The following is a 6,757-nucleotide window of genomic DNA, read 5'->3' as shown; positions in this document are numbered from 1 at the left end:
GCCCTACGGCACCCCCGACACCCCCCGCGTCTCCGTCCGCGGCGAAGCCCGCCTCGAAGTCGACCCCGAAATCGCCCACATCAGCATCGCCATCACCGCACGCAACACCGACCGCACCACCACCCTCGAAGAACTCACACGCCGCAACACCAGAGCCCTCGAACTCGTCAAGACCTACGGCGACGCCGTCGAAAGACTCGAAACCGGCCTCATCACCGCCGCCCCCCAATTCGCCGACAAAGGCCGCCACGAACGCGTCCGCTCCTACCACGGCAGCGTCTACCTCACGGCCACCCTCAACGACTTCACCATCCTCGGCGAACTCACCACCCGCCTCGCCGACCTCCCGCTCACCCGGATCACCGGCCCCTGGTGGTCCCTCCGCCCCGACTCGCCCGCACACCGAGAAGCCCGGCGCCTCGCCGTCCAAGAAGCCGTCCAGCGCGCCCGCGAATACGCCGAAGCCCTCGGATCCCAGCTCACCGCCCTCCTCGAACTCGCCGACGACGGAGCCGAAAACACCGGCTACCCCGGCATGGCCCGCGGCGGATACGGAGCCGCAGCCGCCGCCGAACCCGAACTGGATCTCGAACCTCAGCGCCAGACCGTCCACGCCCAGGTCAACGCCCGCTTCACCATGACCCCACCCCGCCTCTGAGCCACCCCACCGGGGGGTGCCGAGCCGCTCATCGGAGCACCCCCCTGCACATTTCAGAAATTGTCAAAAACCCTTCACCCAAAGGACGTTGGCCTGTCGTGGCCAATGGATCCACTACCCACCGGTAGGTCATAAGGTCGAAACATGCGCCGAGCAAAAATCGTCTGCACCCTCGGGCCCGCCACCGACTCGTACGAGCAGATCAAGGCACTCGTCGACGCCGGCATGGACGTCGCCCGCTTCAACCTCAGCCACGGCACCTACGCCGACCACGAGGCCCGCTACCAGCGCGTACGCAAAGCCGCCGAAGAAGCCGGCCGCAGCGTCGGCGTCCTCGCCGACCTTCAAGGCCCGAAGATCCGCCTCGGCCGCTTCCACGAAGGCCCCGTACTCCTTGAACGCGGCGACGAATTCACCATCACCGTCGAACCCGTCGAAGGCGACCGCCACACCTGCGGCACCACCTACGACGGCCTCGCCGCCGACGTCAGCAAAGGCGAACGCATCCTCGTCGACGACGGCCGCGTCACCCTCGAAGTCACCGAAGTCGACGGCCCCCGCGTCCGCACCATCGTCATCGAAGGCGGCATGGTCTCCGACCACAAGGGCCTCAACCTCCCCGGCGTCGCCGTCTCCGTCCCCGCCCTCTCCGACAAGGACGTCGAAGACCTCCGCTGGGCCATCAACACCGGCGCCGACATCATCGCCCTGTCCTTCGTCCGCAGCGCCCACGACATCGACGACGTCCACCGCGTCATGGACCAGGAAGGCCGCCGCCTCCCCGTCATCGCCAAGATCGAAAAGCCCCAGGCCGTCGACAACCTCGACGGCATCGTCGCCGCCTTCGACGGCATCATGGTCGCCCGCGGCGACCTCGGCGTCGAAATGCCCCTCGAAACCGTCCCCATCGTGCAGAAGCGCGCCATCAAGCTCGCCAAGCGCAACGCCAAACCGGTGATCGTGGCCACGCAGATGCTCGACTCCATGATCGACGCCTCCCGCCCCACACGCGCCGAAGCCTCCGACGTCGCCAACGCCGTCATCGACGGCACCGACGCGGTCATGCTCAGCGGCGAGACGAGCGTCGGCAAGTACCCCGTCGAGACCGTCAAGACCATGGGCCGCATCGTCGCCGCGGCGGAGGAAGACCTCCTCGCCAAGGGCCTGCCGCCCCTCACCGAACGCAGCAAGCCCCGCACCCAGGGCGGCTCGGTGGCCCGCGCCGCGGCCGAAATGGGCGACTTCCTCGAAGCGAAGTTCCTCGTCGCCTTCACCCAATCCGGCGACACCGTCCGCAGGCTCTCGCGCTACCGCTCCCCGATCCCCCTGCTGGCGTTCACGCCGGAAGCGGCGACGGCGGCCCAGCTGAGCCTGACGTGGGGCGTGGAGACGTTCCTGGGGCCGATGGTCCAGACGACGGACGAGATGGTCGACCAGGTCGACGAGTACCTGCTGCGGATCGGGCGCTGCCGGCGCGGTGACCGGGTGATCATCACGGCGGGCTCCCCGCCGGCGACGCCCGGCACGACGAATATGGTGCGCGTGCACCACATCGGTGAGGAGTGACCCTTTAGTACTTGGGTCCTATGTGGGCGTCCATGAGGGCGACGGAGGCCTTGCGGGCGACGGAGATGTTGAACGGGTCGCTGCCGCGGGCCAGGGTGGTCCACTCGACGCCCACCTTGGTGAGGGTGTCGCAGTACAACTGACGGATGTCGTCGGACTTGTTGGCGAACATGTAGCGCGGGTACTCGTAGCGCTTGCGTGCGCCGTTGACTAGCTTCGTGGTCCAGTTAGTGATCCTGCACCCGTCGGAGTGGACGAGCCCCCGGAGGAAGTCCCATGGGTGGTCGTCCACGATGCGCTGCTGCCAGCACTCCAAAGCGATCCGTCGGTCGTGCTTCTTGCCTGGGCCGTGTTGGGGGAACAGGCATGGCCAGTGCTGTGAGTAAGACTTCACCTCTGTGCAGCCCCTCTGTTGGCGTCTACCCACGCTTGGAAGCGCCATGACTCTTCTCATTGCCTCCTCGGCAGCGTCGATCAGACCGGGCCACACGTCACCGCAGTAGATGGAGAGATGGTTCTGCTTGGGCTTCGCGATGATGTGGCCGTCGCCCAGGTAGAGGCCGAGCAGGTAGCAGTAGGCCTTGTGGTCGAGCTCGTGGTCGGTGCACCGGGGGCAATCCGTCGCGCGTACGAAGACTTCGCCTCTACGTCTCCGGTCTTCGGATCGCCACCAGCCGATGGTGCCCCGCGGTATACCCAGTTGCTCGGCCACGATGCGGTTGGGAACGCCGTCTCGCATCAGAGCCACGGCGCGGTTACGTGTTTCTGAGTCGTACACATACGCGAGCTTGCCGAGGCGCAACGGCGGAAGACAGGATTCGAAGGCCTGTTCACCCTGACGAGCGAAGATCGTCACCGAATCCGGTTCGATTGGTGACCTTGGAAATGAAGGGAAAGTGCCCCGAGTCGGATTCGAACCGACGCTGAATGGGTTTTGAATCCATGGCCTCTACCGCTGGGCTACCGGGGCTAGCCTATGAAACCAAGGTTAGCGGAATACCGCCGTGCGTCAAACATACCGCAGCTAGGTAGGCTCGTGGAGCACCACCCTTGCCCTGGAACGAGGAGACCCGTGACCGCCGCCGAGCCCACGCCGCCCGTCGACGACGAGCCGACGCACACCCCTCCGCACGTCACCCGTGTCGTGATCGCCGAGGACGAGGCCCTGATCCGTCTCGACCTCAAAGAGATGCTCGAGGAAGAGGGCTACTCCGTCGTGGGCGAGGCGGGCGACGGCGAGACCGCGGTCGCGCTGGCCCGGGAGCACCGTCCCGACCTGGTGATCCTCGATGTGAAGATGCCCGTCCTGGACGGGATCTCCGCGGCCGAGCAGATCGCCCGCGACTCGATCGCCCCCGTCCTGATGCTGACCGCCTTCTCGCAGCGCGAGCTGGTGGAGCGGGCCCGGGACGCCGGGGCCATGGCGTATCTGGTGAAGCCGTTCAGCAAGAGCGATGTCGTCCCGGCCATCGAGATGGCCGTGTCCCGCTTCACGGAGCTGAAGGCTCTGGAGAAGGAGGTCGCGGATCTTTCTCAGCGGCTGGAGACGCGGAAGCTGGTGGACCGGGCGAAGAGCATCCTGCAGACGCAGTACGGGCTGACCGAGCCGGCGGCTTTCCGGTGGATCCAGAAGACGTCGATGGACCGTCGTCTGTCGATGCAGCAGGTGGCCGAGGCGGTCATTGAGGATGCCGAGGAGAAGAAGGCGGCGAAGGGGCAGTAGTCCCGGCCGTACCGGATCGCAACGAGGGGCCCGTGTCCAGTGGACGCGGGCCCCTCGTCAGTCTTCGCCCAGGTACGCCTTGCGTACGGACTCGTCGTGCAGAAGATCCGCTCCGGTTCCGGAGAGGACGATCTTTCCGATCTCCATGACGTGGCCGCGGTCGGCGAGGGAGAGCGCGGCGCGGGCGTTCTGCTCGACGAGCAGGATGGTGGTGCCGGAGGCCCGGAGCTCGGTGATGGTGGCCATGATGCGCTGCATCATGATCGGGGAGAGGCCCATGGAGGGCTCGTCGAGCATGAGGAGCTTGGGGCGGGACATGAGGGCGCGGCCCATGGCGAGCATCTGCTGTTCGCCGCCGGAGAGGGTGCCGGCGGCTTGGCGGGCGCGTTCGCCGAGGATGGGGAAGAGGTCGTAGACGCGTCGTACGTCCTGCGTGATTCCGGCTGTGTCCTTGCGGAGGAACGCTCCTAGCTGGAGGTTTTCGGCGATGGTGAGGCGGGGGAAGATGTGGCGGCCTTCGGGGGAGTGGGCGAGGCCGAGGGCGACGATGCGGTGGGCGGGGACTCCGGTGAGGGGGCGGCCTTCGAAGCGGATGGTGCCGCCGAGGGGTTTGAGGAGTCCGGAGAGGGTGCGCAGGGTGGTGGTCTTGCCGGCGCCGTTGGTGCCGATGAGGGTGACGACCTGGCCTGCCGGGACGGTGAAGGAGATGCCTTTGACGGCTTCGATCTTGCCGTAGGCGACGCGGAGGTTTTCGACTTCGAGGAGGGCGGTCACCGGTTGTCCTCTGCTTCCTCGGTGCGTGCTTCGGCGGCGGCGACTTCTGCAGCTTCTTCTTCTCCGGGTGCGCCTTCGAAGGGTGTGCCGAGGTAGGCGGCGATGACGCGTTCGTCGGCCTGGACGGCGTCGGAGGTGCCTTCGGTGAGTTTTTCGCCTTGGACGAGGACGGCGACGCGGTCGCAGAGGGTGAAGATGAAGCGCATGTCGTGCTCGATGACGAGGACGGCGGTGCCTTGGGCGCGGATGGCGCGGACGAGTGTTTCGGTGGCGCGGGTTTCCTGGGGGTTCATGCCGGCGGTGGGTTCGTCGAGGAGGAGGAGTCCGGGGTCGCTGGCGAGGGCGCGGGCGATTTCGAGCTTGCGTTGTTCGCCGTAGGGGAGGTTGCGGGCGAGGTGGTCGCGTTGGGGGGCGAGGCCGGTGAAGTCGAGGAGTTCCATGGCGCGTTGTTCGGAGGCTTGTTCGGCGCGGCGGAATCGGGGTCCGCGGAGGAGGGCGGAGAAGAGGCCTTCTTTGGTGCGGGTGTGGCGGCCGACGAGGACGTTTTCGAGGACGGTCATGTTGGCGAAGAGGCGGATGTTCTGGAAGGTGCGGGCGATGCCGGCTTGGGTGACGAGGTGGGGTTTGGGGGGTAGGGCGAGGCCTTTGTAGGTGACGGTGCCTTCGGTGGGGGTGTAGAGGCCGGTGAGGCAGTTGAAGAAGGTGGTTTTTCCGGCGCCGTTGGGTCCGATGAGGCCGACGATTTCGTGGGGGTGGACGGTGAGGTCGACGTTGCGTACGGCGGTGGTGGTCATGGTGTGGTCGCCTCCGCGTGCGTGAGGGTGCTGCTGCTGGTGGTGTTTTCGTGGAATTCGAGTTGGCGGCGGCGGTTGGGGATGAGTCCTTCGGGGCGGAAGCGCATGAGGAGGATGAGGGCGGCGCCGAAGGCGAGGAGTTGGTAGTCGTGGAGGAACTGGAGTTTGGCGGGGATGAGGTAGAGGAGGGCGGCGCCGAGGAGGGGGCCGCTGATGGTGCCCATGCCGCCGAGGATGACGGCTGCGAGGAGGAAGGCGGAGTTGGGGGGTACGGGGCCGGCGAAGACGTATTGCTCGGGGACGACGGTGTAGGCGACGTGGGCTTGGACGGTGCCGGCGAGTCCGGCGAGGGTGGCGCCGAGGGCGAAGGCGAGGAGTTTGAGGCGGAAGCCGTTGATGCCCATGGCGGTGGCGGCGGTTTCGTCTTCGCGGATGGCGATCCAGGCGCGTCCGATGCGGGAGTCGCCGGCGCGGCTGAAGACGAGGACGACGATGACGGTGAAGAGGAGCATCAGGAGGTAGTAGTTGGCGAAGGGGTTGAGGGTGATGCTGCCGAGGGTGCGGGTCTTGCCGAAGTCGTAGCCGAAGAGGACGAGGTTGGGGATGTTGGGGATGCCGTTGGGGCCGTTGGTGAGGGAGGGGCCGGATTCGCCGTTGAGGTTGCCGACGGTGATGCGGAAGATTTCGCCGAATCCGAGGGTGACGATGGCGAGGTAGTCGCCGCGTAGGCGCAGGGTGGGGGCGCCGATGACGACGCCGAAGACGAGGGAGGCGGCGGCGCCGGTGAGGACGGCGGCCCAGAAGGGGAAGTGGACGCCGAGGGCGGAGGCGGTGGAGCCGGAGACGAGGGCTGCGGTGTAGGCGCCGACGCCGAGGAAGGCGACGTAGCCGAGGTCGAGGAGGCCGGCGAGGCCGACGACGACGTTGAGGCCGAGGGCGACGGTGGAGAAGATCAGGATGTTGACGGCGATGAGGGTGTATTCCTCGGTGTCCTGGGTGAGGGGGAAGAGGGCTGCTGCGACGAAGGCGGCGGTGATGGTGGGGGTGCGGTGTTTGGTGGTGAGGGCGGTGAGGCGTGTGATGAGTCCGGCGCGGGCGATGGCTGCGGTGCCGAGGCCGGCGAGGAGGAGGAAGCCGGTGAAGAGTTCGCCGTAGGTGGTGCCGATGCCGTAGGTGACGAGGCCGAGGGCGAGGCCGAAGACGGCGGCGATGATGAGGATTTCGGCCGGGGCGGGCAGGGGC

General features: G+C 67.1%; 7 protein-coding genes and 1 tRNA gene. 3 read left to right on the top strand and 5 right to left on the bottom strand.

All coding sequences use genetic code 11. The features are described from left to right. Window positions 1-658 (top strand): SIMPL domain-containing protein (locus ACSNOG_RS31260; RefSeq protein ID WP_436756078.1); only part of this gene is annotated, 658 nt, incomplete at its 5' end. Window positions 659-802: 144 nt separating this feature from the next. Next, window positions 803-2,224, top strand: a complete 1,422-nt coding sequence (gene pyk, locus ACSNOG_RS31255) for a pyruvate kinase (protein WP_436756077.1) — start codon at window positions 803-805, stop codon at window positions 2,222-2,224. A 4-nt stretch (window positions 2,225-2,228) separates the two neighbouring features. Here the strand turns inward: pyk and ACSNOG_RS31250 are convergent, their stop codons facing one another. After that, window positions 2,229-2,963: a helix-turn-helix domain-containing protein gene (locus tag ACSNOG_RS31250; RefSeq protein ID WP_436756079.1), complete on the bottom strand. Its 735-nt coding sequence runs from the start codon at window positions 2,961-2,963 to the stop codon at window positions 2,229-2,231. 158 nt (window positions 2,964-3,121) lie between these two features. After that, window positions 3,122-3,194: transfer RNA gene (locus tag ACSNOG_RS31245), tRNA-Leu, on the bottom strand. A gap of 102 nt (window positions 3,195-3,296) precedes the next feature. On the opposite strand from ACSNOG_RS31245, the gene ACSNOG_RS31240 reads away from it, so the two are divergent. Further along, window positions 3,297-3,947: an ANTAR domain-containing response regulator gene (locus tag ACSNOG_RS31240; RefSeq protein WP_436756076.1), complete on the top strand. Its 651-nt coding sequence runs from the start codon at window positions 3,297-3,299 to the stop codon at window positions 3,945-3,947. A gap of 57 nt (window positions 3,948-4,004) precedes the next feature. Here the strand turns inward: ACSNOG_RS31240 and ACSNOG_RS31235 are convergent, their stop codons facing one another. From ACSNOG_RS31235 to ACSNOG_RS31225, 3 genes are all read right to left on the bottom strand, one after another. Beyond that, window positions 4,005-4,721 carry an ABC transporter ATP-binding protein gene (locus ACSNOG_RS31235; RefSeq protein WP_436756075.1) on the bottom strand — a complete coding sequence of 239 codons (717 nt, stop codon included), beginning with the start codon at window positions 4,719-4,721 and terminating at the stop codon, window positions 4,005-4,007. Continuing rightward, complete coding sequence (locus ACSNOG_RS31230) at window positions 4,718-5,515, bottom strand: ABC transporter ATP-binding protein (RefSeq protein ID WP_436756074.1); 798 nt, start codon at window positions 5,513-5,515, stop codon at window positions 4,718-4,720. Before ACSNOG_RS31230 ends, ACSNOG_RS31235 begins: the two co-directional genes overlap by 4 nt. Beyond that, window positions 5,512-6,757, bottom strand: a 1,246-nt coding sequence (locus ACSNOG_RS31225) for a branched-chain amino acid ABC transporter permease (protein WP_436756073.1), incomplete at its 5' end; no start/stop codon positions are given. The genes ACSNOG_RS31225 and ACSNOG_RS31230, both read right to left, overlap by 4 nt.

Origin of the sequence: Streptomyces sp. URMC 124, assembly GCF_051386455.1 — a bacterium.
In the GTDB taxonomy this organism is placed as follows: Bacteria; Actinomycetota; Actinomycetes; order Streptomycetales; family Streptomycetaceae; genus Streptomyces.
The sequence above is the reverse complement of the archived record's forward strand: the minus strand, read 5'-3'. Positions and strand labels throughout refer to the sequence as shown.